Below are 22,060 nucleotides of genomic sequence, written 5' to 3' on the forward strand. Positions count from 1 at the left end.
TTTCTAATCAATTTTTTCCTTGCCGATATATCCAATCCTCCGTTTAGGGGACTCGGGTATATTCACCAACCTGTCCAGCACCTCAAATACAACCTGAAAGCGTTCCTCTGTCAGGTTTTTTAGTTCGCTAAGTTCACGTTTCAACTCAGCGTTATCAAGAACCAAACAGCGCATTTTTACAAAAGCCCGCATGATTTGAATATTGACCTCAATGGCTCTATCGCTGTTCAGGACGCCTGAAAGCATGGCCACTCCCTGCTCTGTGAATGCGAGAGGCATTTTTCTGACGCCGCCCCAACTTGATGTCACAAATTGTGATTTCAAGTTTTCAAACTCTTCCTTGTTTAATTGGAACATGAAATCATCGGGAAACCGCTTTAAATGCCGCCTGACTGCTTGATTTAGGACACGGGTTTCGACTTCATAGAGATCTGCCAAATCTCTATCCAACATAGCTTTTAGGCCTCGAATCACATAGATCTTATTGATTATTGCATCTGTTGTGACGACACTATTCATTTCCATAACTCTCCTATTTCTCTGTAAGGGAGTTTGTCTGAAAAGGATCTTTACGGGCGCCCGTGATTAAACGATTAACTACATATCAAATTGAAATAATGCAACATTTTATTGGCAGTCTGCGTGTTTAACAATCTACTTTTTGGTTTTTTTATGTTGGATTTGAAGTCAAAACACCCCTACTCCTTGCTGGCGTCCTCGTCGGGAACGCCGAGCCTTGGCAGGCCGCCGCTAACGTCAATCGCCTTTTTGCCCCAGGCCGACGGGTCGGCGGCATAGTCGTACAAAGCCAGGGTCGTTGCGACTCCCAGGTCCCGAATATCGTCCTGGGTCAGCCAATGGTCCATGCCGCCCTTGCTGTAGACCGTCTCGATGGTGATGGCCAGGCAGTCGTCGCCCATGTTGGCCCACCACCAGGATTCGGGATAGTATTTGGTGACGAAGCTGCTTCCGCCCTCGGCCGGAGGCGCGGAAAAGAATCCATATTCCTGGGTGATCAAATGAATCAGATACAGGGATTTTTTCCAAAGAGAAATCTCTTCCGCCGTGTAGGTTGCGGGGTCGTCTCCAAAGTGGGGGTAGGCGAAAGCCGGCGTGTCCACCGGCGAGTTGGAGGAGTGGAGATTAAACCCTATCATGCCGGTCAGATAGTCGGAATTGGTCGCCAGCTCCGCCATTTTTTGGTTAAGCAGGCGGCATTCCACGGGCGAGTCATCCGTGAGATAGAGCGGATCGGCGTCGTCCCGGTACCACATAACCTCAAAGTTCCGGCTGAAAAGGTCGGTGCGGTAGTTGCCTTTGATCACCCCATCGATGTTGTGAATAGGCGCTACGAAAAAAACCAGATGCTTTGCCGCGTCCAAACCCGCGTCCAGGTCGGCCAGGAACTGGTTGATCATCCCTTCCAGCATATAGGACGAGGCCGTTTCCGCCGGATGGGAGCGGGCGTGTATCCACACGGCCCTTTTCAACGAGTCGTCCACGGATGGATCTTCAATTTTGACAAAGGGGATGTCGGCGCCGTATCCGCTGGTCTGCCCCAAGGTCGTTATCGCCGTCCACGGGCTGGCTTCTATTTGGTCCAGGTAGGCGTACATATCCCACGTGGTGTATGGGTAGAACCTTGCCACGTATACGGGAGCTTGGGCGAACCGGTCTGTTGCGATTTCCAGAAAGCAATCCTCAATGCCTTGATCGCAGGCGTCGCTGGCCGTGACCTCGGATTCGTCGAAGCGCTGCCACGTGATTTTATCGTAGGAAAAAACCGGCGCGTAATAATAGGCCCATCCCCGGTTTTTGAGGGTGAGCTTGACTTCCGTGCCTGGGGTGAAATCCTCGACTTTGATGTACCACCAATTCCGGTAGGAATCGGGCAAATCGGCGTTCCCGTTGTCGTCGGCAAGGTAGATGTCCCAGTCCTGGGGCGCATTGCGGACGACGCGGCCGATGGCGCCGGATTCAAAGCCTGTGGAAACGCCTGTGTACTTTTCTTTTTCGACAGCCGGGGCGGAGTCGGAATCGTCGCACGCGGAAGCCGAAAACAGGCATAACAAGCAAAACAAGGCGGTTAAAAGGCGGGTCTTTTGCACGGTCACTCCATGTTGCGTTGCTGAAAACGATTACACTTATGGAGCGACAATAACCTCCCCGCCTTATTTTTTCAAGTAGATAAGCCGGTTAAAGACCCCGCCCTAACCCGCGGAGATTATCTGGGCCGCCCGATCCGTCTGGTTGGGGATCAGGTCGGCGGGCACTTTGGGCTTGCCCAGCTTTTTAAAAACCTGGTACCTGGCGCAATTGGCGTTGTCTCCCAGGCAAAGGCGCTTTTTCATGCTTTGAGCCACAGCCGTCATGTTGGCAGCCATTTTGCTATTAAAGAAGGGGCATCCAGCCAAGCATTCACAATCAGCCATTTTTATCTCCTTAATAATAGGTTTTTAGTGTGTTGCATAAATAATGGATGTTTCATCCTAACAAATGATTTGACGTTTGGATGCCTATTCTTCGGTAAGATGCGTTCGGAACTTGAGAATAAATATCAACTGAATTTACGGCTGAGGCTTCTTGAGCGCTTGATACAAAGCCTTGCAATAGTCCTGGAAAGAAGATTCGGTGCGCTCTCGGGGCCGGGACAGGCGCACCCGAATTTCTTTGGCGATCATGCCGGGATCCTTTTGCATGACAAGAATCCGGTCGGCCAGGGCCACGGCTTCGTCTATATCGTGGGTGATGAAAACTATGGTGTGATGAAACTGATTCCACAGGGAAAGCAGCAAATCCTGCATCTCCTCCCTGGTTTGGGCGTCCAGGGCGCCGAAAGGCTCGTCCATAAGCAGGATGCGGGGCTGCAGAATTAGAACCCTTGCCAGGGACACCCGTTTTTTCATGCCTCCTGAGATTTCCCGGGGCAGGTAGTCTCCAAAAGGCGTCAGGCCCACAAGGTCCAGGAAATGGTTGGTCTTTTCGCGCTTTTCCTTTTTGGAAAGCCCTTTCACGCCAAAGGCGATGTTTTCCTTAACGGTGAGCCACGGGAACAAGGTGTCTTCCTGAAAAACCACGCAACGGTCCGGCCCCGATTCCATGATGGGCGTTTCCTCCAGCAAGGCTTTGCCTGCACTGGGCTTTTCAAAACCGGCCAACACATTCAGCAAAGTGGTCTTGCCGCAGCCGCTGGGGCCTAATACGCACAGGAACTCGCCTTCGGCCACCTGAAAATGGACGTCCTGGAGGACGGTCATGGGGCCGTCCCCGGTTTTGAATACTTTGGATAGTTTGCTAACCTGAAGGACGGGCGGCGCCTGAAGTTCTTTTTTGTGCCCGGGAATGAGTTTGAGCTGCGTGGTCATGCCAGCCTCCTGGCGCTTTTGAAGCAAAGCCGGAACACGCCGGAAAGTAACAGGTCGGACGTGCGCCCCAACAAGGCTATGAGCACGATGCCCACAATAATGATGTCTATCCGGCCCAGCATGCGTGCGTCCATGATGACGGCGCCCAGACCGTTAGGCACGCCGGTCAGTTCCCCCAACACCAGATAGGCCCAGGAAATCCCCAGGCCGAGGCGCAGTCCTGCCAGGATGCTTGGCATGGCGCCGGGGAGCAATATGGAAAACACTGCATTCATGCGCCGGACGCCCAACATGGCTCCCGCCTGAAAAAGCAGGGGCGAAACCTGCCGGGCGCCTACGGCGGTATTGATGTAAATGGGAAAGAAAGCCGCCAAGGCGACTAAAAACAAGGTGGTCTTATACCCGATCCCGAACCAGACCATGGCCAGGGGCAGCCAGCAAATGCCGGGGACCGCTCTCAGGGCGTTGATGGAAGTCGATAGGGTTTTTTGCATGGCGTCCACCCTGCCGGACAACACTCCCAGGGGAATTCCAAACAGAGCCGCCAAAGAGAACCCGGCCAAAACCCTGCCGCAGCTCACCCAGGCGTCCACCCAAAAACGGCCTGCGTACGGCCCCTCGCCGGGCGTTCCAAAAGCATACATGACCCCGGCCTCCCCCACCTGCCGCGGGGAGGGCATGAGATAGGCCGGGATGATTTCAAATCGGCTGACCAAAAACCAGCCCATAAAAAACAGCGCTGGCAGAATCCAGGGGATAAAGCTGTTCATCCAACCGTTCGGCTTATTAAAGGTCATGGCGAAACCATCTTGGGCGTCAAGGTTTTGGGTAGCCTTCATCCTTCAGGCGATTGACAAAGGTCAGGTCGAAAAGAGCGTCGTAATCAGGCTGCTTTTGGATGACTCCCAACGCCTGCATACGCTCTCCCAGGGCCTTTGCCCTGCTTACAAAATCCGGGTCCATGTCCCAGGCGATCTCCATGTTAGGGGCGGCCTTTTCCAAAATGTGCAGGGGAGTTCCAAAGGTGGAGGCCTTTTTCAGCCATTGGTCCTGATGTAGGTTCAAGTAATCCGTGGCCTTGGCGTGGGCTTTGACCAGGCTGAACACCAGGTCAGGATTTTTTTCAATAGCCTCCCGGCGCACCAGCATGCCGGCATTGATGGATCCCACGGCGTCTCCGTAATAAGGATAAGCCAGAATGCGTCCGTAGCCCTTGTCCACGGCCAAAGCCGGAAAAGGCTCGCCGGAAAGGAAGGCGTCTATGCCCCCTCCGGCCAGGGCCGTGCCCATGTCGAAAAAGTCCACCCTAAGCAATTGCACGTCCTTTATCGGAGAAAGGCCGCGGCGCGTCAGGGTTTCCCGCAATAATATTTCGTGCATGGTGCCCGGCACGTAGCCGATGCGCTTGCCTTTCAGGTCTTCCACCTTTTCAATGGGGCCGTCCTTCTTGACCACCAGGGCGGAGCATTTGTTGCAAAGAGCCGCCACCACCACCACCGGCTGTCCCTGAGAAGCCGAATGAATGGCGTGCGCCAGCGTGGCGCCGCACATATCCAGGCTTTTAGCCAGCAAAGCGGTTTTTTGGTCCGCCGGATTGGTGAAGGAAAAGACGTCCACCTGGTCGCCTTCCGGAACGTAATCCTGATAATAAAAAGGCTGGATGGTCTGGGCGGTCTTCCAGGTCCCAACTTTGTATTCCTGGGCGAAAACCGGGGCGGCCGCCAAAGCGAGAACGGCGGCGGCAATCACAAGCAGATTCTTTTTCAACATATCGACGCTGATCTTTCTTATCAAAAAACGTTGGATGGCAAGTCGGGATCAAGGCCCATTTCCCAATGAATGGCCTTGCACCGGTCTATTTTGTTTCCCCGGCCCTGGCCGGTTTCCGCTTCCCGATCCCGGGGGCTGGAGCCCACTTCCGGGAAGAACAGGTTGGCTCCGGCCATGAGCGAGGCCGTGTGGGGCTCGTGCGTGCAATGGGCTTTGGGAACGTCCGCCATGACAAGCCTGCTGACGGCCACCATGCGGGCCATTTCCCGCTCCGTAATCATGCCGAATTTCTCCATGGGAGATCCGGGGAAGTTAATCCTGCGCATAATCCCGCTGTACGCGGCTTTGTGCTTTTTAGCCAGAAACATGAGGTCCACAATCTCCTCATGGCTGTGTTCAGGACCCACAGGCTCCACGCAGTTCGCCCAACTCAAACCCACGTCGGAAAAAACCTGGATGGTGGCGATGCGCTTTTCCCTCTTGAACGGCGTGTCCCGGCCTTCTCCCAGCCGCACGGCATGGTAAGCGCCCTGGAATCCGGCTTCCAGCAGGGCTTCTCCTTCTTTATGGGTGATGTCGCGGGTATTGGCTACAAGCGGGGTGGATACGGTCCTTTTCAGCAGCCTGCCGATTTCCAAAAGCCGTTTAAAGCCGTACGTGCCCGTCGTCATAAGATTCAGGCCGTCGGCGCCGTCCTTTTCAGCCGACTTGGCCCATGCAATGATTTGCTCTTCGCTGAAGTCGATTTTTTCCTGAAACACGCCGGCCTTTTGAGTAAGGGAGCAAAACAGGCAGTTATACGGGCACTGCTCCACGTTCAGGCCAATATGAAAATGGTTCTCCCCCTTTTTTCCGAATGTCTTGCGGGATAGGTTGTCCGCCGTCTGCATCAAAGCGTAAACTTCCGGACTTTCCAGGGGAAGCGCCATTAGGTCCATGGCTTCCCGGGTCGTTAAATCCTCCAGGTCCGCACCTTTTTTTAAAATATCATCGATAGCCGGTTTTAATTTCCAGGTCATACACACTCCCGGCGGGAAAGTCCGCCAATTTGATAAGGATTCGCGATAAGATTTTCGCAAAATCTACCTGCTATGGATCGGGCCGTCAAGGGCGCACAAGATTTTGGGGACATGAACTGATTTCTGCGAAATCGAAAAAATCGCTGGCGAAGAAAACTGAAATCAGTATCGTGTCCCGCCAAAATCGTGAAAAGAATGACCCGACTGACTTAAACTTGGCATAATTTTCTATTTGATCTTTTTAAAGCCGCATAACAATCCGCCCGCAAAGGCGAACAACGCCCCCTTGAACCCCGCTCCTCCGGCGCTCTCACCGGAAGCTCCGTATGGCAGGCTTCTTTCCCGTGCGGCTTCCGCCGGCAAATTTCTTTGAAACCATTTCTTCAGTTGAATCCGGTTCCAATAGGTTATGGGCGACGGCGCCGGTTTAACCCGGCCATCCAAAGTCTCCTTTGGTTTGTATATGATATCCAAAAGGTGATGCGTCGGGGTATGCCGCCCCAAAAACAAAGCGCACCCCGCGCAATAAGTAACCAATGGCCGCCCCTGGATATCCTTCACCCGGATTTCAGGCCATTTTTTCGCCAGATCCGGGGCCATGCAAGGCACGGCGCCGCCTTCCCCGCAGCACAAGGTTTTTTTTCGCTCGCGGCGTTGAGGGGCGATTTTCAGCCCTTTTTTCCGCAAGATGCTGCGGGCTGCTTCATGGACCGCGCTTTCATTCCTTAACGGGCAGGGATCATGGACGCAAACCTCCCCGGTTACTTTCTCGGCCTGGGGCAGTTCATTTGCATCGAGAAGCGCATACACCATCTCGGTTTCCAGGCCGCCGCCGTACATGGAAAAAACCTTGAAGCAGTTGGGGCATGCGCAAAGGACCTTTTTAATCCCGTTGTCCAGCAAATAGGATCTCAACTCCCCGAACATTTCCCGGAAAAAGTCGGTCCTCCCCAAATCATGGGAGGGCTTGCAGCAGCAATCCATGACAACGCCAAGATTGGGAATGACCTGTTGCATATGCTGAAAAAGGAGTTTGACGATTTCCGGCCGGGACCCGGGGATATTGCATCCGGGAAAAAAGATCGTGTCGCAGTCCTGGGGCAAGGCGTACCAGGTAAATCGCGGCGAAGTTCCCTGAGCCTCGTAATTTCTAAGAACTCCGTGCCTTTTGTCGTCGCCAAGGTCCGCATTGGCCTGCCGCCGGGCCTGAAAGAACATGCCGGAAGGGTCGCATCCCTGGGGGCACAACGTAGTGCATAAGCCGCATAAGCTGCATTCGTAGGCCCTAGACAGGTTGGCGGCGGAACCGTCAGCCAATTCTTTGGCCAACTGGCCGGGGGAGCCGTATTTTTGTAAAAAAGCGCAGTTTTTTACGCACGCGCCGCAATCATTGCAAAGGTTGTTTACTTGTTCCAAGGCTGAAGGCAGATCCAGTTCAAGCGGAGAGGACTCTCGTTTCATTCTCATGTTTTCCTGGTGCGCGTCGTTTTTCATGGTTGCCATTTGCATGCTTGTATGTACAATGACCAGCGGACATTAACTTATAGTCCACAGGGGCGCCGTACGCAAATACAAACATATGATACCCGCAAGGCTTGATATAGACGGAATCTATGCTTGGGCGCTTTACTCAATTTTCAACAAGAGGAATAATCCTTGAAGACGCTTGCTCCTTATCACCCTGAAAAGTTCATCACAAACGGAGATATAGAAATTGCCTATGACGCGTTCGGAGATCCCCGGGCAAAGCCCTTATTGCTGATCATGGGGCTTGCGGACCAGATGATCACCTGGCACGAAAAGTTGTGCCGGGTTTTGGCCGACAGGGGCTTTTTCGTCATCCGGTTTGACAATCGGGATATAGGACGGTCCACTTGGCTGGAAGATGAAGGGGCTCCCAACATCCCCTTGCTGGTTCTTAAAAAGCTCCTCGGCATGCCTGTAAAAACTCCGTACACCCTGAAGGACATGGCTCTGGACGCTCTGGCCGTTTTGGACGCCTTGGGCTTGGAAAGCGCTCACGTCATGGGCGCCTCCATGGGCGGGATGATCGCCCAGACCCTGGCCTTGGATCATCCCGAACGGGTTCGTAGCCTGGTATCTCTGATTTCCGCTCCCGACATCCTTCCCAACAAAAACGCGCTCAAAGGCATGGGCAAGGACATTGGCGACTGGATCGCCGGACGGGACTCGGACTTCCAAACCATTTCCCCGTCTCCGTCAGTATTCCCCTTTTTGTTGAACCCCATGCCCACGGACAGAGAGGGCTTTGTGGCGTTTTATACACGGCTGAATCTGACCGTGAACGGAAAGGGCGCGCCTTTGAACCAGGAAGAAAGCAGAGCCCACGCCCACGAATTGTTCGACCGGGGCCTGTGCCCCAACGGCGCATTACGGCAATTGGCCGGCATCCTGGCCAGTCCTTCCAGGAACCAAAGGCTGAAAGGCCTGAAAACGCCGGCCCTGGTGATTCACGGCGCCAAAGACCCGTTGATTCCGGTGCGCCTGGGCATGGAAACCGCCCGGTTGATCCCGGGAGCGCGTTTGAAGATCATCAAGAATATGGGACACTGGCTGCCATTGCCGGTTTGGGGCGAATTGCTGGCGTCTCTGGAGAGTTTTTGGGACTCGTGTGCATCCAGGCCTTTTATTGTAACTGGTTGAATGCCAAGGCGTATTCATTGTTTGTAGTGAAAATGCGTGAATAATGCCGCCCTTATCTTGACCCGTGGTCGGTATGCTGGCATAATCCCCCTGCTCACTCATTGAGGCCCCCAGGGTCTTCGCCATGCCGATAAGCAGCTATTCGCAACGCCCCCAAGGAAGGTTCTTTCGTGGAACGAGAAATTGCCATTACAAAGATATCATTAAACCGGCCGGTAACAACCATCGTGCTGGTGCTTGCCGCCATATTTTTTGGTTTTTACTCTTACAGGAATATGGGGCTGGAACTCTATCCCAATGTGGATATCCCCGTGGTGAGCGTGTCCACGATCCTGACCGGCGCCAGCCCGGAGATTATCGACCGGGACGTCACCGACGTTCTGGAAGAGCAATTAAATACCATTGAAGGCATCAAGAACATCGAATCCAGCAGCTATGAAGGCCGCTCGATAATTGTCATTGAATTCGTTCTGGAAAGGGATATTGACGCTGCCGCGGCCGATGTGCGCGCCAAGGTGAATCTCGCCCAGTATTATCTGCCAAGCGACTGTGAGGACCCCATTGTAAGCAAGCTGGACGTGGGCGCTTTTCCGGTCATGAACATTGCCGTGAAAGGCGGAGAGGACTACCGGACCAGGAGCCACTTTGTGGACAAGGTCGTTAAACCCCGCCTTCAGACGCTGTCCGGCGTGGGAAGTGTGGATTTGGTCGGGTTTAGGGACCGTGAAATCCGCGTTTGGCTGAAACCCGCAGACCTGGAAGCCCAGGGATTGACCGCCTCGGACGTGGCCGGCGCCCTCGCCCGGCGGCACTTGGAGCTGCCCGGCGGCCGCATAGAAAATGACACCCAGGAACTCAGCATCAGGGTGGAGGGCGAGTACGCCACCGTCGAAGGCCTCAGCCAGTTGGTGGTCAAGGAAAGCCTGGACGGCCGCTTGGTGCGGCTGCGCGACGTGGCGAAAGTGGAGGACGGATTTGAGGATGTGCGTACGGGATCCTATCTCAACGGCTCTCCCGTCATCACTGTGCAGGTGAAAAAGCAGCCGGGCGTCAATGAGGTTCAGGTTTGCAACCGCGTGAAAGAAGTCCTGGACGATCTGCGCTCAATAGCTCCCGCCGGCATAGAAATGATCATAAGCTCCGACACCTCGGACTTTATCAGCCGTTCCATGAACGGCGTGGAAAACGACCTGATGATCGGCGTGGTCCTGACCGCCCTGCTGATGTTCGTTTTTTTGCGGAGCATCCGGGTTACGATCGTGGCTATCATTTCCATCCCCACATGCCTGATAAGCACCTTTTTGATATGCAACGCCCTGGGCTTTACGGTGAACAACTTGACCATGCTGGCCATGAGCCTGGCCGTCGGCATGGTCGTCGACAATACCATTGTCGTCATTGAAAATATTTTTCGCCACCTTGAACAAGGAAAGCCCGTGCGTCAGGCGGCCCTTGTAGGGGCCGGCCAGGTGGGCTTCGCAGTGATGGCCGGAACAGCCACCACCCTGGCGGTTTTTGTGCCGGTAGCCACCATGAAAGGCGTCATTGGCCGTTTTTTCTTTTCTTTCGGCATGACCATCGCCGGGGCCATGCTGATTTCTCTCCTGGTTTCCCTGACCCTGACGCCGTTTATGGCGTCTCATCTTATGAAGCGGCAAACCAGCGAAGGAACGTTTTCCAAGATATTGGATTTGCCCATGAAGGCCCTGGAAGCCCTGTACCGAAGGGTTTTGGGCTGGGCTGTGCGGTTTCGATTTGTTACCATCCTCTTTGCTTTATTAACCTTCGCCGCCGGAATCATGATGGCAAAGCAGCTGGGTATGGATTTCGCCCCGGAAGAAGATCAGGGAGAAACCACCCTGCAATATGAACTGCCCATCGGAGTGTCCGTGGAAGAATCCGCCCGCATGACCCGGGAACTGTCCGCCATTGTGCAGGAACAGCCGGAGGTCACCCTGGTGCTGGCTACCTTCGGCGGCGGTTCGGGCGAGGAAATCCACAAAGGCAACCTTTACATCCGGTTGGTCGGGCGCAAGGAGCGTTCCGTAAGCGTGGCCCAGTTCGAGGAAAGGCTTCGCGATCTGTTTGCAGGGTACCGGGACGTCATGTTCCAAATCCAGCAGGGGGGCGGCGGCCCTGGAAGCTCAGACGCCGAGCAGACCATTCAGGCTGACAGCCTGGACGACCTTGCCAGGGTGGCTAAAGCCATGGTCGAAGACCTCAAAAAAGCGCCCGGCCTGGTAGACGTAAACAGCGACCTGCGGCTTACCAAACCCATGGTGAAAATCCAAATTAACCGGGGATTGACAGACTCCCTGGGGGTGGACGTCAAGGATATCGCCAATGAGGTCAACACCTACTTCGGCGGGACGGACGCATCGGTCTTTAAAAGCGAGGGCAATCGCTATGACATCGTTTTGAAGGGCGCGCCGGAAGACCGTATGGCGCCCGACGATATTGGAAGAATCACCGTTAAAACCTCCAATGGCGATACGGTTCGTCTGGGCGCCATGGTGGATGTGGAAACCACCGTGGGGCCCAATGTAATCAAACGCTATAATCGGCGTTATTCCGCTTCCGTGTACGCAAACGTCCAGGAAGGGTACTCCACGGGGCAGGCGACCCAGGACATACAGGCGGCCTTTGACAGGCACTCCCCAAGCGACAAAAGCATGGCCACCGTAGTTACGGGAAACGCCCAAATGATGATGGAGAGCATGGGCTATCTGGTGGAAGCCATCATCATAGCCCTGATCATTGTTTATATCGTCATGGCGATTCAGTTTGAATCTTTTCTCAATCCCCTGGTCGTGATGTTCTCTTTGCCCCTGGCCTTTAGCGGGGTGTTCGGCTTGATCTGGATTACGGGCGGAACCATCAACATCATGAGCATGATAGGCATGATTCTGCTGGTGGGCATTGTTGTGAACAATGCCATCTTGCTGGTGGATTTCGCCAACCAGCGAAGGGAGCGGGGCCTGGGGCCCGTGGAGGCCATGCTGGAGGCAGGCCCGTTGAGGTTGCGGCCCATCATCATGACCGCCGCTTCCACTATGATCAGCTCCCTGCCTATCGCCCTGGCTCTGAGCGAGGGGTCGGAGTTCCGGCAGCCAATGTCCCTGGCGGTCATTGGGGGCCTCTTTACCTCCACGGTCTTGACTTTGGTCGTCATCCCCGTAGGATATATCTGGGTGGAGAAAATCTCGAGCGGGGCAGGGCGTCTGTATAACAAGCTGTTCAAGCGAAAGAAATCGGCGCCTGAGCCGCCTGATTTGGTTGAAACGCCTCCTGATTCCGAGGAAAAGTAGGAGTTTTATACGTGAATAATATATTGAAAAAAATAGGGTTCTGTATTTGCATCCTGCTTTTGGGCGCAACATCTCCGGGCTTTGCTCAGGAGATGGAAAGCCAGGCGCCGCCCTCATCCAAGCTGGGGCTGATCGAAGTCATGGAACTGGCTGCGTCCCAAAGCCTGAACGTTCTATCCGCGGCTCAGGATCGGGACGTCGCCAAAGGGAGAATTCGAGAGGCTTACGCCAACGCCTTGCCGGTCATCAACGGCGGTACGGAGCTCCTTTATGTGTCCGACTCCATTTCAAGGGGGGAAAACGAACAGGCCACGGCGTCGGTGTCGCTTAATCAGCCCTTGTTCCGGGCCGGCAGCATCGCTGCGGGCATCCGGGCGGCCAAACTTTATGAAGATTATTCCGAAAGGAGCATCGACTCCGCAAGGCTGGAAGCCGTGCGCGCGGCTTGCATCCGCTATTACGACGTGCTTCTGGCCCGGGCGGATTTGCAGGCGGTCAGCGAGACCCTGGACCTTTCCAAATACAATCTGGACGTAGTCAATGGAAGAAAAGCTCAGGGGACGGCCACGAACCTGGACGTTATTCGCGCCCGGGAGCAGATGAGCAACAATCAAGCGGACCTGCTGTCCGCTGAAAACGCCTTGGCCATCGCCAGGATGCGGCTGTTTACGGTCCTCAGGCTGCCCCCTGGTTCTCCTATAGCCATTGAAGGGGAGCTTTGTTTTATAAAAGAGCCTGAGCTTGAGGGCGCTCCGCTGGACATCGCCATGGAGCACAGGCCGGACTTGAAAGTGCTAAAAACCCAAGTAGCCATGCAGGATGAAAACATCATTGCAACCCGGTCGGACCGCTTTCTTTCCGTGGACGCCGTAGGCAAATACAGCTTTATTAAACCCGAAAGCCCTTTGTACGACGACTGGACCGAGGAATATTACGGCGGCGTGGTTTTTACCTTGCCCATTTTTGAGGGGCGGCGCGTCAGCGGAAGGATGATCCAGGAAAAAGCCGTCCGCAATCAATACCAGTACGCCGTGGACCAGAAAAACGACGACATTCGCCTGGAAGTGAACGAGGCCCTGGACAATCTCAAAGCAGCGGCCCAGGTAGTGAAAGCCCGGGAAACCAGCGTGCTGCAGGCTAAGGAAGCCCTTCGGCTGGCCCAAAGCGGATACGAACACGGGGTAAACGAACAGCTTGACGTGCTTAACGCCCAGGTGACTTTTGCGGAAAGCCGCCTGAACTACTCCCGGGCCGTGTATAACCATAATATTTACCGCATTGACCTGAAGCGCGCCACAGGCGTTTTATTGAAAGAAATCAACCGGACCAATGAAAATAATTGAAAAAGCTGATGAGGCGACGTGGAGGCGAGGGGGCTTGACCATGAATAAGAAACGTAGAATCCATGCTGTGATTACAGGCTTGGCCGTCCTGTGCTGCCTATTCGGTTTCATGGCCTGCAAACCCCAGGATAAATCCAAGGAGGCGGCCTCTGAAACGGTGAAGGAAATCAAAAAGACGGTCGTGACCACCGTGGCGCCTAAAAGGGTTCCCGTGTTTTACAGCGGCATGCAGGAAAACGGGACGATCGAGGCCGTGGAACAGGTGACCGTCAAATCCAAGGTCAGCGGCAGATTGGAGCAAATGCTGGTGCACCAGGGAGATAGGGTGGAAGCCGGTCAGACCGTGGCTTTGGTGGAGCACAAGAGCATCCAGGCCCGCCTGGAAAGCGCCAAGGCCGACCTGGTTGTTTCCCAAGCCCAACTGGCGCAAGCGAAAGTCACTCTGGCCGATGCTCAAAAAGAAGCGGACCGTTATGAAAAGCTGTTTAAAGACGGATATTGCACGGAGCAGCAGCTTACGCAAAGAAGAACCACGCTTCGGACTGCACAGGCGGGGCTGGCCGTCTCTCAGGCGAACATCGCCAAAAACAAAGCCTCCATTGGAGAGATTATGGTGGATTTGGACGAGGCGACCATAAAGGCCCCCATTGCAGGCGTGATTTCCGATGATTTTTCCCATACCCCCGGTGAAATGATCAACACGGACACCCTCATTGTGGAAGTGGTCGGCATGGACCGGCTATACGCCAGGGTGAACGTGGCCGAGCAATACGCCCACAGAATCTCCAAAGGCATGAAAGTGTTCATCTCTTTGCTGGGAGACAAAAAAGGGCCTTATGAAGGGTCTGTGTGGCGCATTCAACCCACCGTGGACACGGCCACGCGCACGACAAGGGTTGACGCCCTGGCCAACGATTCGTCCGCCATGAGGCCCGGCATGTTCGCCACCGTGTTTTTTGCCGAAGAAAAAATGGAAAACCCTGTGGTGCTGCCTGCAGACGCTGTAAAAAGGTCAAACGGCGACCATTTTATTTGGTTGAAGATCGGCGACAAGGCCACCCGTTTGATTGTAAAACCGGGGCTTAAAAACGGCAATGAAACGGCGATTGAGGATGTCATCCCCGAAGGCGCCCGCATTATTATCACCGGCGGGGACAACCTTAAAGATGGAGACCTGGTTGTGGAGGCAAATCATCAGGCTGCGGCTTCGTCCTGATTGGCTTCTATTCCAAAGTAAAATAGTCCTCATAAGCCTGGGCCAGGGTCTTGGGGTTTACCTGCTCCAAAACCGGCAGCTCAGCCATGATGCGAACCTTGCCGTATCGCTCTATGGCCGTGCGGTTGGAGGCCACGGAGGGGCCGTTCAGCACAACGCCCAGGATATTAAGGCCTTGATTTCTTAATTGCTCCAAAGTCAAAAGGGTGTTGTTAATCGCTCCCCGGCCGTTTTTGCAGACAAGGATGACAGGGTAGTTGAGCCTGGACATCAGGTCCAACATAAAATGGCTTTCATTTAAAGGAACCATGACGCCGCCCACGCCTTCCACGATCAAGCGCTCCAGGGATCCCAGATAAGGCACCCAAAACTGATTCAGGTCAATGGTTACATTTTCCATGGCCGCTGATGCATGAGGGGGAAGAGGCGCTTTCAGGCGGTAGGTTTCAGGGTAAAAGCGCGTTTCGGATAAACCGGTGACCTTGCAAATCCATTGGGAGTCAGTAAGCTCTTCCGTGCCGCTTTGCAGAGGCTTCCAGTATCCGCTGTTGGGGAGGCCGGCCATTAAAATGGCTGCCACCGTGGTTTTTCCGACGCCCGAATCCGTCCCGGTAATAAACACCCGGTCCGGAAAGTTGTTTCTGGCCATGTAATCTACATCCGCTCTTGATTTTAGTGCATTTGTCTTGGAAATTTTCTTGCCCGGCTCCCAGGCCGCTTTCAAGCAGAAGAACAAAGCAGACCACGGAGTTTTTGTCAATTGCAGCATTGAACTCCGTTTTATGAATAACGGCGTCAACCCGTTGAATATTTAGGCCATGATGCATTTTTTTCGAATAAGCTCCTCTTTCCCAAACGCCCTTCTGGCGTGCTTGTCTATTTTGCTGGCCCTTGCCGGGGCTGAATGCTGCCTGAGGCTGCTGGGGCATGAGCCCGGATACATCGCCAGGTACGACGTCGGCCTGGCGAATGTGGACGAGCTGCAACCGGTTAAAGCCAGGTGGTTCACGGACTCGGAAGGCGTCTGGCGGGCGAATCCCGATTTTGATTGGCCGGACAACCATATCAACTCTGAAGGCTTTCGCAGCAGGGAGTTCAAGGCAGATAACTCAGGTCAGCCCAAGATCTTGTTCTTGGGGGATTCGTTCACATGGGGCGTCGCCGCCTGGCCCGAGACAGAGTCTTTTGCGGACCTGGTGGGACGGGAAGGCTTTACGGTCTATAACACGGGCGTCCCCGGGGCGGACCCTAACCAATACGCCTATTTGGCCGAAAAATACGTCCCCCGCCTGCACCCGGATTATACGGCGGTCATGTTCTTTATGGGCAACGATTTTGTGCGGCCCAGGCCCATGCTTCCGGGCAAGAACCTCCACCACATCACCAACGCGGGCTGGATGTACGCCTTTGACAACCAGGGTAATTATATGGATTCGCCCCAACAGGCTTACGCCTATTGGAAAAGGCACAGCAACTGGCTGGAAGCCCCGGACAGGCCGGATCTGCCGGACAATCCCGTAAAATCCGTTTTTTGTAAAACCGTGATCGGTTCCTACGCCTGGTATTACGCCTCTCCCGCCTTGGTTTGGGCGGGCCGCAAGATGGGATATGATTTTCCGGTCAGCGAGGGTGTTTGGAACAAGCCGGGGCCTCATACGATCCAATCCCTCCAGCGAATTAAAGACGTGTGCGATCAAAACGGATCGCAGTTTTTGCTGTTTATCATTCCGGTGGATCCGGAAATGGAAAACGAAAACAACAGCTTGAGCGAAAACCTCGAGTATTTACAGGCATTTTCTCCCATGACGCCCGGTTATATCAGCTCGGACATGTATAACAAAAAAAGCTGCCATCACCTAAACAACCATGGGCATAGGCTCTATGCGGATTTTATTCTGAAAAAATTGGCTGAAAAACAAAACGAAAAAGGGGACGCTGCGGCCGATAAGAAGGGGTGATTTATAAGGTTACGATTTATTAATTGTTTTCCCGGGTATGCTCATCAAGGTATTCTTCAAAAGATTTGGCGAAAGTTTTGTCCGTCTCCTTTTCCACTTTGCACTGCATGCTCTTGAAATCCTCCAGCAGCTTTTCCGCAAAAGGCGTCAAAAAGGAGCCTCCCCCGGAACGGCCGCCTTGCTTCTTTTCCAGAACCGGTACGCCCAAACGTTCTTCCGTAGCGCGAATCCTGGCCCAGATCGCCCGGTAGCCCATGCCCAATTCCTGCGCGGCCGCTCTTAACGATCCGGTTTTTTGGATGGCTTCCAAAATGCGCAGCCTGCCCAGGCCGAACACCACGTTGCCCTCGTCATCCTGAACCCAGATCTTTGAGCGCACTTGAAATTTTTTATCACCCACAAGCATCCTCCCAAGGTTTTGAAAATCCATACACCAGGGGAATGCAAAAGGCAAATCGCATCTGGATTATAAATGAAAGCCATGGCTGGTGAAGACCAAACTGCTTTCAAACAAGAAATGGAGATTTCCGGGGACATGAACTTATCGCCCTGGCAGACGCTCAATTGACCGAGCGAGAGTATAGGGATAAGTATCGTGTCCCCGTGAAAGCGTCCTCCCCCAGTTGCCGGACTTGGTAGTTCGGCTTAGTGCGGGTTCTTGGGCATGTGGTCCATAATCCGGTTCGGGGCGTGATCCGAACAGCAGCCATGGCAGGAGCACGAGCCTTCACCCGAATTTTTGCTGAATTTCGCTTTGATTGCAGCGGATAGAGGCTTGACGGAAAAAATCACAAGCGCTCCTGCACTGATCCAGCCGATCCACAGGGGAAAGGCTTCTGCAGCCTTGCCAAGCAAAGCGGTCCCGTTCAGGCCCAACGCATTGTATATGGCGTCCACTGCCAGGCCGAAGACTACGGCGCTGACGGCAATTACGCTCAGGTAAATAACTGCAGCCCGTTTTCCCAGCACGCCGAAAAGCACGGTGAGGGAGGTGATGTTGGTGGCGGGGCCGGCCAGCAAAAAGACCAAAGCCGCTCCGGGGCTTACGCCTTGCAATATCAACGCCGCCGCTATGGGCGTGGAAGCCGTGGCGCAAATGTATATGGGGATGCCCGCGGCCAGCATAATCAGCATGGAGCCGATTCCTCCACCCAGGTATTTCCCTAATAGGTCCGGCGGCAGCAAGGCGACCACCAATCCTGCTATAATCAGGCCGATAAAAAACCAGCCGACCATGTCGCCCCAAACTTCGCCAAAGGCGAACCTTACGCCCGCCCGTAATTTTTCAAGGAGAGTGTGGTGCTTGCGGTGCTCTTCGGGGGAACAGTCTTCTCCGGTGCAGCAGCCGTCCACCGGGCAGCTAAGATCAGGCTTGGCCGGCTGTTCCACCCTGCTTGAGCCGAACAGGTTTTCGGCGATTCCGGCCGCCGAGGCCGCCGCAAAGGCGGCAACCGGCCGGGCGACCGCCATAATGGGGTCCAGCAGCGCCCAGGATACGGCAATGGAGTCCACCCCGGACTCAGGCGTGGAAATCAAAAAGGCCGTGGTCGCTCCGTTATTCGCGCCCTGCTTTTTGAGCGTCACCGCAGCCGGCAGCACGCTGCACGAGCATAACGGGATGGGAATTCCCAAAAAGGCCGCCTTGAAAACCGAACTGAACCGGCCGTGGCCCAGATGCCGCGAAACCAGGTTGGGATTCAAAAAAACCCTGAGCAGGCCGCTGACAACCAGCCCGAAAATGATGTACGGAGCGGAAGCGAACAGCAAGCCCGCGCTTTGCCGGAAAACCTCAATTAAATAATCCATTAGCCTCTCCTGCTATTCCCGGACATGCTCAAGGCCCAGCGCGACAAGGCTGGATACATGATCGTCATCCAGGCTGTAATACAAAATCTTGCCGTCCCTCCGGTTTTTCACCAATGCCAGGCTTCTTAGCCTGCGCAATTGATGCGACACCGCAGACTCGCTGATTTCCAGAAAAGCGGCAAGATCGCAAACGCACATTTCCCCCTGGCTTAAAGCCATGACAATCCGCAGCCGGGAAGGGTCTCCCAAGGCCTTATACATATCGGCCAGTTGGTGCAGCTCTTTTACCGGAACCGCGCGGCTTCTGGCTTCTTCCACTCGGTCCTGATGAATGCAGCGCACCCAGCAGACTTCTTCACTCGCTTTGTCTTGACCGGCGCTTGGGGTTTGTATCTCGTTTGGGGCTTTGTTTTCCATCATGGGCGTTTCCGGGTTCGGGTTATCATACTTATGAACATATGAACAACTATTCAAATATACTTTGCCGCCAAGCCGATGTCAAGGCGATTTTTTTGTCGAACCTGACCCCTTTTCTTTGCGAACCTTTGTTTTTTCACGAAAAAACGTATATGGTTAAGGATACGAAAGACTTTTAAGGGAGGCCGCGATTGAAAAAGATTTTGTTCATAATCATCTGCTTGTTGGCTTCGCCCGGCGCGGGAACGGCTGAAAAGTTTCCCGACTCGGCGCTGCAGCCCGTTGAGGAGTCCGTGTCCATCCGCCGGGAAACCCAAATCCGTCAGGAAGAATGGGACGCAGAACAGCGGCTGCTGGCGGACGATTTGCTGCGACTGAAAGAGCAGGCCCAATTTTTGGACGCCCGGCAGAAGGGATTGCAGGACCGCCTGAACTCCTTGACTCAGGAAGTCGCAGAACTGGAAATTGAAAAGCAGGAAATCGCCCAAATGGCTTCCCGCCTGGAGCCCAGCCTGGAAAACGCCTTCTCCGAACTGAAAAAACTGCAGGAGCAAAGCCTGCCTTTTGATAAAGAGAACAGGGAAACCCGCATGGCCGCTTTGGAGGAAGCTCTGTCCGATCCCGAAATCGGGGTGGAGGAGAAGTTCCGCCGGGTTTTTCACATGCTTCTTACGGAAGCTCAGTACGGGGGCGCCGTGGAAGTGGAAAGGCGTCTCATTAACGTGAAGGGCAAGGAAATCATGGCCGACGTCCTGCGCCTGGGGCGTTTGTCCTTGTTTTATCAAACTCTGGACCAAACCTCCTCCGGTTATTTCGATCCTGTGGACATGGCATGGACGGCCTATCCGCAAACCTTTGACTCCGGCGTGGCCCACGCAGTGGACATTGCAAGCAAACGGCGTCCGGCCGATATTGTGATGCTTCCCCTGGGAAAGGTGGCCGCCCAATGAAAATTATGAAAAGCGCCGCGGCTAGTTTGATTCTGGTTTTGCTTTGCGTTCCCGCCTTCGGCCAGGACATGAGGGCTCGCTCCTTGGAAGCCCAACGGCAAAAGGCCATGCTGGAGCAACGCGCTCTGGAGGAAAAACAGGCCGCCCAAAAAGAGGCCCGAGAAGCCCTGGCCGAGATCGTCAACGACAGGCAGGCCGCCAAAGCGGCCGTCGCCGATCTGGAGCAAAAGAATGGCAGGACCGAAGAAAATATTGCGGATTTGCAGCAGAAAATTTCGGAATTGGAGGCTCAAAAAGCAGTCTTGAAGCAGGAGCTTTCCAACATGGACGCTCAAACCCGCACCTTGGTCGGCCATGTGCGCAGCAACGCCCGGGACGCTTTGGCATTGATTAAGCAAAGCCAGCAAAGCGCCTTGATTCCCGGCCGGGCTGACGTCCTCGAGGAACTGGCCGGGCAGTCCCGTTTTCCCAGCATCGGCCAGATCGACGCCATGGCGCAAATCCTGCTGGATGAAATTGCCCGATCGGGCGAGGTGCGGATCGAAAAAGCCTCCATTGTGGATCGGCTGGGCAGAGAAGCCCAGGCTGACGTATTGACCTTGGGGGAATTCACCGCCGCATACTCCATGGGGGATGAAACCGGCTTCCTTTTGTATTCGGACGCAAGCCAGCGTTTTTTCGCATTGTCCAAGCTGCCTTCCCATAGATTCCAAAAAGCCTTGAAAGCCTACATGAGCGGGGAAAGCCCAGTCGTCCCCATGGACCTGACCAAAGGCGCCGCCTTAAGGCAACTGACCCAGGAAAAAGGGCTCGCCGAACGCCTGCCCCAGGGCGGCCCCATCATCTGGGTTATCTTGGCGTTGGGGGGCTTTGCCCTGCTCCTGGTGCTGGAGCGGGTGATTTTTCTTTTACACATCAGGGTTAACGCTTCCAAGCTCATGGCGCAAATTCAGCCTTTGGCCCAAAACGGGGATTGGAAGGAATGCCTGGATTTGTTGCAGGCCCAAAGAAGCAAGCCTCTGGCCCGGGTTCTAGCCTGGGGTGTCAAGCACAGGCATCTGGAGCGGATGGATATGGAAAACGCCCTGCAGGAAGCCATATTGGGGGAAATCCCGGCGCTGGAGCGGTTTCTTTCCATCATCGCCATGATGGCGGCCGTAGCGCCTTTGTTGGGCCTGCTTGGCACGGTGACAGGCATGATCAACACCTTCCATGTGATTACCTACTATGGCGCGGGAGATCCCAAAATGATGTCCGGAGGCATATCCGAAGCCCTGCTCACCACCATGCTGGGCCTGGCCGTGGCCATTCCCATTATGCTGGCGCACACCCTGCTTTCCCGCAGGATGGAAGGAAGCATCGCTCAAATGGAGGAAAAGGCCGTTTCCCTGGCTAACACCATTTACGCCGTCCGGGAAAAAGAATGACCTGGCTTTGGAGCAACATATCCCGCATTTTTGAGTACCTGGATCAAGGCGGGCTGGTTATGGGGCCTTTGCTCCTGATCTCCGTAATCATGTGGGTGCTCATAATCAAGAGAGGCCTGTACCTGCGCCGTATGCGGGTCCGCAACATGCCCCGGGAAATGGCGGCCCAACTCATCCGGGATAACCAACCGCCCGACTTTACGGAATTCCGCGGCGCGACGGCCCTGGTGGTTTCCGAGTTTCTCAAAAGACGGGAAGCCAACCCCGGCGTGGATAGAAGCACCATGGACGAAACCGTCATGGCCGTAGCCTCCTCTTTCGACAAACAGTTGTCCGTCATCACGGTCCTGGCTTCCATGGCTCCCTTATTGGGGCTGCTGGGCACCGTCCTGGGCATGATATCCACCTTTGACGTCATCTCCCTCCACGGAACAGGAAACGCCAGAGCCATGGCCGGCGGCATTTCCGAGGCGCTTATTTCCACCCAAACCGGTTTGCTGGTCGCCATCCCAGGACTGACCATGAAAAATTTTTTGGCCTCCCGCGCCCAGACATTAAAGCACCGCGTCTCCTCCTTGGGGATTTTTCTCGGACGCCGCCTATAAAACTCTGATATTAAAACCCATTTTGTCGTTGCCTTCCCGTATAAAAAAATTTTCATTCTCTTTCTTGACAACGTAAAAAATTGAAATATTTTTTAAGTGTAATCATGATCATTGATGAATTAAAACAGTGTGTTAGGGTTTTATTGGCGCAGATGGAGGAAGTGTTTCCCAAGCATGACCGGACAAAAGCATTCAAATACTGTCCCATAAAG

General features: G+C 54.4%; 20 protein-coding genes. 8 read left to right on the plus strand and 12 right to left on the minus strand.

Annotated features, from left to right (window positions below; genetic code table 11):
• Nucleotides 1–3: 3 nt before the first annotated feature.
• From BUE18_RS04575 to BUE18_RS04610, 8 genes are all read right to left on the minus strand, one after another.
• On the minus strand, nt 4–525 hold the full coding sequence (locus BUE18_RS04575) for an ORF6N domain-containing protein (RefSeq protein ID WP_244549279.1): 522 nt from the start codon (nt 523–525) through the stop codon (nt 4–6).
• A gap of 173 nt (nt 526–698) precedes the next feature.
• A complete protein-coding gene (locus BUE18_RS04580; RefSeq protein ID WP_073473362.1) occupies nt 699–2,108 on the minus strand; it encodes a M14-type cytosolic carboxypeptidase in 1,410 nt (469 codons plus the stop codon).
• Between the two features lie 102 nt (nt 2,109–2,210).
• Nucleotides 2,211–2,432, minus strand: a complete 222-nt coding sequence (locus BUE18_RS04585; protein WP_073473364.1) for a ParB N-terminal domain-containing protein — start codon at nt 2,430–2,432, stop codon at nt 2,211–2,213.
• A gap of 135 nt (nt 2,433–2,567) precedes the next feature.
• On the minus strand, nt 2,568–3,365 hold the full coding sequence (locus BUE18_RS04590; RefSeq protein WP_073473367.1) for an ABC transporter ATP-binding protein: 798 nt from the start codon (nt 3,363–3,365) through the stop codon (nt 2,568–2,570).
• Nucleotides 3,362–4,162 (minus strand): ABC transporter permease, encoded by an 801-nt coding sequence (locus tag BUE18_RS04595; RefSeq protein WP_083610776.1) that lies wholly within the window; start codon nt 4,160–4,162, stop codon nt 3,362–3,364. The genes BUE18_RS04590 and BUE18_RS04595 overlap by 4 nt, the downstream gene beginning before the upstream one ends.
• A 19-nt stretch (nt 4,163–4,181) precedes the next feature.
• Complete coding sequence (locus tag BUE18_RS04600; RefSeq protein WP_073473463.1) at nt 4,182–5,135, minus strand: ABC transporter substrate-binding protein; 954 nt, start codon at nt 5,133–5,135, stop codon at nt 4,182–4,184.
• 20 nt (nt 5,136–5,155) lie between these two features.
• Nucleotides 5,156–6,154, minus strand: coding sequence for a biotin synthase BioB (locus BUE18_RS04605; protein ID WP_073473370.1), 999 nt, complete (start codon nt 6,152–6,154; stop codon nt 5,156–5,158).
• Nucleotides 6,155–6,382: 228 nt separating this feature from the next.
• Nucleotides 6,383–7,615, minus strand: a complete 1,233-nt coding sequence (locus BUE18_RS04610) for a (Fe-S)-binding protein (protein WP_170868268.1) — start codon at nt 7,613–7,615, stop codon at nt 6,383–6,385.
• Between the two features lie 195 nt (nt 7,616–7,810).
• Between BUE18_RS04610 and BUE18_RS04615 the strand changes: the two genes are divergently transcribed.
• The 4 genes from BUE18_RS04615 (at nt 7,811) to BUE18_RS04630 (ending at nt 14,685) form a co-directional block, all read left to right on the plus strand.
• Nucleotides 7,811–8,818: an alpha/beta fold hydrolase gene (locus BUE18_RS04615; protein WP_073473376.1), complete on the plus strand. Its 1,008-nt coding sequence runs from the start codon at nt 7,811–7,813 to the stop codon at nt 8,816–8,818.
• A gap of 170 nt (nt 8,819–8,988) precedes the next feature.
• Nucleotides 8,989–12,126 (plus strand): efflux RND transporter permease subunit, encoded by a 3,138-nt coding sequence (locus tag BUE18_RS04620; RefSeq protein WP_083610765.1) that lies wholly within the window; start codon nt 8,989–8,991, stop codon nt 12,124–12,126.
• A gap of 11 nt (nt 12,127–12,137) precedes the next feature.
• Nucleotides 12,138–13,469: a TolC family protein gene (locus BUE18_RS04625; protein WP_073473379.1), complete on the plus strand. Its 1,332-nt coding sequence runs from the start codon at nt 12,138–12,140 to the stop codon at nt 13,467–13,469.
• Nucleotides 13,470–13,509: 40 nt separating this feature from the next.
• Entirely contained in the window at nt 13,510–14,685 is a 1,176-nt protein-coding gene (locus BUE18_RS04630) for an efflux RND transporter periplasmic adaptor subunit (RefSeq protein WP_073473382.1), read from the plus strand.
• 7 nt (nt 14,686–14,692) lie between these two features.
• On the opposite strand, the gene bioD is transcribed toward BUE18_RS04630, so the two are convergent.
• Nucleotides 14,693–15,334, minus strand: coding sequence for a dethiobiotin synthase (gene bioD / locus BUE18_RS04635; protein ID WP_073473385.1), 642 nt, complete (start codon nt 15,332–15,334; stop codon nt 14,693–14,695).
• 223 nt (nt 15,335–15,557) lie between these two features.
• Here bioD and BUE18_RS04640 point away from each other — a divergent pair, with 223 nt between their 5' ends.
• Complete coding sequence (locus BUE18_RS04640; protein ID WP_139264609.1) at nt 15,558–16,643, plus strand: SGNH/GDSL hydrolase family protein; 1,086 nt, start codon at nt 15,558–15,560, stop codon at nt 16,641–16,643.
• 19 nt (nt 16,644–16,662) lie between these two features.
• Here BUE18_RS04640 and BUE18_RS04645 read toward each other — a convergent pair whose 3' ends face one another.
• The 3 genes from BUE18_RS04645 to BUE18_RS04655 form a co-directional block, all read right to left on the minus strand.
• The gene (locus BUE18_RS04645) at nt 16,663–17,043 is read right to left on the minus strand and encodes a winged helix-turn-helix domain-containing protein (protein ID WP_083610777.1); all 381 of its coding nucleotides are present in this window, start codon (nt 17,041–17,043) and stop codon (nt 16,663–16,665) included.
• Nucleotides 17,044–17,288: 245 nt separating this feature from the next.
• On the minus strand, nt 17,289–18,449 hold the full coding sequence (locus tag BUE18_RS04650) for an SO_0444 family Cu/Zn efflux transporter (protein WP_073473394.1): 1,161 nt from the start codon (nt 18,447–18,449) through the stop codon (nt 17,289–17,291).
• 12 nt (nt 18,450–18,461) lie between these two features.
• Nucleotides 18,462–18,869, minus strand: coding sequence for an ArsR/SmtB family transcription factor (locus tag BUE18_RS04655; protein WP_083610768.1), 408 nt, complete (start codon nt 18,867–18,869; stop codon nt 18,462–18,464).
• Nucleotides 18,870–19,057: 188 nt separating this feature from the next.
• Between BUE18_RS04655 and BUE18_RS04660 the strand changes: the two genes are divergently transcribed.
• Genes BUE18_RS04660 through BUE18_RS04670 form a run of 3 tightly spaced genes read left to right on the plus strand, consistent with a single transcriptional unit; the run spans nt 19,058 to nt 21,848 of the window.
• Nucleotides 19,058–19,816, plus strand: a complete 759-nt coding sequence (locus tag BUE18_RS04660; protein ID WP_073473397.1) for a DUF3450 domain-containing protein — start codon at nt 19,058–19,060, stop codon at nt 19,814–19,816.
• Entirely contained in the window at nt 19,813–21,243 is a 1,431-nt protein-coding gene (locus tag BUE18_RS04665; RefSeq protein WP_083610769.1) for a MotA/TolQ/ExbB proton channel family protein, read from the plus strand. The genes BUE18_RS04660 and BUE18_RS04665 overlap by 4 nt, the downstream gene beginning before the upstream one ends.
• The gene (locus tag BUE18_RS04670) at nt 21,240–21,848 is read left to right on the plus strand and encodes a MotA/TolQ/ExbB proton channel family protein (protein WP_073473399.1); all 609 of its coding nucleotides are present in this window, start codon (nt 21,240–21,242) and stop codon (nt 21,846–21,848) included. Before BUE18_RS04665 ends, BUE18_RS04670 begins: the two co-directional genes overlap by 4 nt.
• Nucleotides 21,849–22,060 lie beyond the last annotated feature (212 nt).

Source organism: Desulfatibacillum alkenivorans DSM 16219 (genome assembly GCF_900142135.1).
GTDB lineage: Bacteria > Desulfobacterota > Desulfobacteria > Desulfobacterales > Desulfatibacillaceae > Desulfatibacillum > Desulfatibacillum alkenivorans.